Here is a 3,566-nt window from a genome sequence, read left to right on the forward strand (position 1 = left end):
GCTGCTGCGATCTTCTCAGGCAGTCGGCTGGCGGGAACGCGGGCCGCGGGACCGGTGATCCGGAGTTCGAACGGCTGGCCACCGGCCTTGCTCACCTCACATCGGGCCGGTCGGCGGTCTGCCGCTGATCCGAGTGGTCACGAGCGCCTTACGGGTGGTGCTGGTCCGCGTCGCGGATCTCCACCACGGCGTCGTCGGCGACGGTGAACGCCTGGTAGAGGAGATCCGCTGGGTCGGCGGGGCGGTCGGTCTGCCCGGCGTGGGTGACGGCGAGGCCGAGGATGATCGTGTCACCGTGGACCGTCATCTCCTCGACGGTCGCGCGGACCCCTTGGGCGCGTAGCAGCTGGTACCACTCCAGGACGTGGGCACGGCTGTGGCAGCCGGCTGGTCCGCCGCCCCAGCGGACGTCGGGGTGCAGCACGTCGGCGAGCGCCTGGTCGTCGCTGGTGTTGAACGCTGTGCGCAGCTGCTCGCTGATCCGGCGGGCCGCCGGCGCAGGCGGTTCGGCCGACGACGAATCGTCGTCGTCGGGCGCGCCGATGCCGTAGCGGGCGAGAAGGACGGCGACCTCGTCGCTGGGCGGCTTTCCCCCGACCCACGCACCGTCCCGGGACGCCCCGGCGGCGAGCAGGAGACTGACGGTGGCGGGCCAGTCGCCGTCCGGGCTGTAGGCGGGGCGTTCCCCGCTGCCGACCGTCGCCCAGGCCAGCGGGGTCGACCCCCACTGCCGGTCGGTGGTATCGATGTCGGCGCCACGGTCGAGCAGCAGGCGGACCACGTCGAGACGGCCGGCGTAGCTGGCGGCGTGCAGCGCGGTCGCGCCGTCCACCGACCGGTACACCCCGACGGGAAAGCCGAGATCGAGCATGAGGGCGACCGGGCCGACACCGGCGTACTCGGCCGCGTCCACGAACGCCGCGTGATCGTCTCTGATAAGGCGGCCCGGAAGGTCGGGATACTCGGCGAGCAGCCGACGCGCCTCCTGACGGTCGCCGCGTCGGCACACGCCGAGTAGCCGATCGGCATCCGTGTCGTCATCCACGGCGCCGTACCGGGTCAGTACGGCGGCGACGTCGTCCCGGCCGCGGCGGACCGCGATGCGTCGAGCGGACAGACCATCACGGCCAACCGTGTTCGGGTCCGCGCCGGCCGCGAGCAGCGCCTCGACGACCGCCGGGCTGTCCTTGCCGAGCGCCCCGGGCAACGCCCGCGTCGCGTCACCGGCACCCAGTCCGAACTCGACCAGCAGCCGCTCTGCCAGGCTGTCGCGACCGGCGACGCTTGCTGTCAGGAACGCCTCGACCCGTCCGGCTCGGTCCAGCGCCTTGGCCTCGACCTCGGCTTTCAGCCGTGGCCAACTGGCGAACCCGTGCTCGCGGGCGAGAACCATCTGCGCGACTGACAGACTCACCGGCCCCTGCGGGCGCTCGTCCACGTGGGCGGCGATCCGCTCCAGCGCGGCCGGGTCGCCGGCACGGGCGGCGTCGCGCAGTTCCTTTGCCCGGCTGCGAAGCTGGTTGACGTTGGGTGTTGCCGGCATCGGACGACTGGCCATGCCATCTCCTCACGTCGCCTTCCCGGCCCGCGGCTGAAGGCGTGAAGAAGATGACATCCTACCGGACGTGCGACGTGCGACGAGGTGGACTCGGTCCTTCCCGGCATCATTCGACCGACCAGGATGGCGCTTCGCGAGGTCGTCGACGAGCTCGTCGACTGACCAGGGGCGATACCCGGCGACCGTCCACTCGGCAATATCGACGATAGAATCGAACCTGCGTTCTGTCGACCTGGTAATTCCGGAAATTCCGCCCCTGGCTGGCCGGTTGTCAGTGCCTGGTGCGCAGCCCGTCGAAGAGAACCGTGTTGAGGCGCACGGCCTGGTCGGGGGGCGCGTCGGCATGGCGCAGAGTGGCGAACGCACCGGCAAGCAGCGCAAACAGGTCGTCGATATCAATGTCGCCCCGGATATCGCCGGCATCCTGAGCACGCTGGAGGAAAGCCCGCAGCGTCTCGCGGAGGCGGGCCGCGACCTCGGGAGCGGTGGTCCGGATGTCGAAGTCGGTTCCCGCCAGCGCGGCCTTGAGGGGCAGGCTCTCGGCGCCCTCGGCAAGCATGCGCTCCAGCATTTCCACCAACGCATCGCCGGGGTCGGCCTGCTGAGCGAGGGTGCGGACATCCGCTATGAGCTGCTCCACCTGGTCGACGACGACCGCGGCGAACAGCGTCTCCTTCGTTGGGAAGTGCCGATGCACCGTGCCCGCGCCGACACCGGCTCGGCGCGCGATTTCGTCCAGGGGGACGGACAGCCCCTCAATGCTGAACAGCTCACGCGCGGCGCGTAGCACCCGCGCGCGGTTGCGCCGGGCATCCGCGCGCAGCGGACGGGCCGAGCACCCCTCGCCAGCCGAAGCCGGTTCGGCGCCTCCTGCGTCCGGAGCATCGCCTTGAATCCCCATGGTCTCCATCCTGCTCCGATCGCCACAGACCTCATCGTGAACCGGGGCGGCGCCCCGTATAGTGTGGCTCATCGAACCGGGGCGTCGCCCCGAATCCTAGGAGGAGGTCGCGTGCAGTACACGCTGCTGGGGCGCTCGGGCCTCAAAGTCTCCCGAGCGGCGCTCGGAACGATGAACTTCGGCGTCGGTCCGGACGCACCCTGCGGCGAACCGGAAGCACGTCGGATCATCGGCGCCTTCCTCGACGCGGGCGGCACCCTCATCGACACGGCGAACATCTACACCGGCGGCCGATCGGAGGAGGTCGTCGGGCGCGCCATCGCCACGCGGCGCGACTCGGTCGTCCTGGCCACGAAGGGCTCCGGCCCGCTGGGCGCCGGCCCCAACGACCGCGGGCTGTCCCGGCTGCACCTCACCCGCGCCCTGGAGGGCAGTCTGCGTCGCCTGGGCACCGACTACATCGACCTATACCAGTGCCACAACTGGGACCCGGATACGCCTATCGAGGAGACGATGGCGACCCTCGACAGCTTCGTCCGCTCGGGCAAGGTCCGCTACGTCGGCTGCTCCAACTACACCGCCGGCCAGATCATCGAGTCCCAGTGGGCCAGCCAGCGCCTGGGCACCACGCCGTTCATCAGCCTTCAGCCCCACTACTCATTGCTCGCACGCGAGATCGAAGCCGAGATCCTGCCCGCCTGCGCCCGCCACGGCCTGGGCACCCTCACCTACGGACCACTCGCCGGCGGCATGCTCGCCGGCCGCTACCGACGAGGCCGGCAACCCGACCCCGGAACCCGGCTTCACCAGTGGCTCGCCTTCAACCCCACAGCCGCCAGCTGGGCCACAACGCTGCTACGCGAGGAGTGCTTCGACATCGCCGACGAGGTCACACAGGTGGCCGACCTCGTCGGCGCCACCCCATCGGCCATCGCCATCGCCTGGACCATCGCACGTCCCGGCATCACCTCGGTGATCATCGGACCGCGTACCGCCGACCAGCTCACCGACAACCTCACCGGCATCGACCTCAGCCTGGCCGCAGACGTCATCGACCAGCTCAACACCGTGTCCGCTCCCGCCAACGCACCCGTCACCGGCCTACCC

3 protein-coding genes are annotated in these 3,566 nt (G+C 70.5%); 1 reads left to right on the plus strand and 2 read right to left on the minus strand.

The genetic code is table 11. The features are described from left to right. Nucleotides 1-148 precede the first annotated feature (148 nt). Both U9980_RS25110 and U9980_RS25115 read right to left on the minus strand, forming a co-directional pair. Nucleotides 149-1,558, minus strand: a complete 1,410-nt coding sequence (locus U9980_RS25110) for an ankyrin repeat domain-containing protein (RefSeq protein WP_322770190.1) — start codon at nucleotides 1,556-1,558, stop codon at nucleotides 149-151. Between the two features lie 271 nt (nucleotides 1,559-1,829). Further along, complete coding sequence (locus U9980_RS25115; RefSeq protein WP_322770191.1) at nucleotides 1,830-2,459, minus strand: helix-turn-helix domain-containing protein; 630 nt, start codon at nucleotides 2,457-2,459, stop codon at nucleotides 1,830-1,832. 111 nt (nucleotides 2,460-2,570) lie between these two features. On the opposite strand from U9980_RS25115, the gene U9980_RS25120 reads away from it, so the two are divergent. After that, nucleotides 2,571-3,566, plus strand: a 996-nt coding sequence (locus U9980_RS25120) for an aldo/keto reductase (RefSeq protein WP_322770192.1), incomplete at its 3' end; no start/stop codon positions are given.

This window comes from Protofrankia sp. Cr1, from assembly GCF_963555865.1.
Taxonomy (GTDB): domain Bacteria; phylum Actinomycetota; class Actinomycetes; order Frankiales; family Frankiaceae; genus Protofrankia.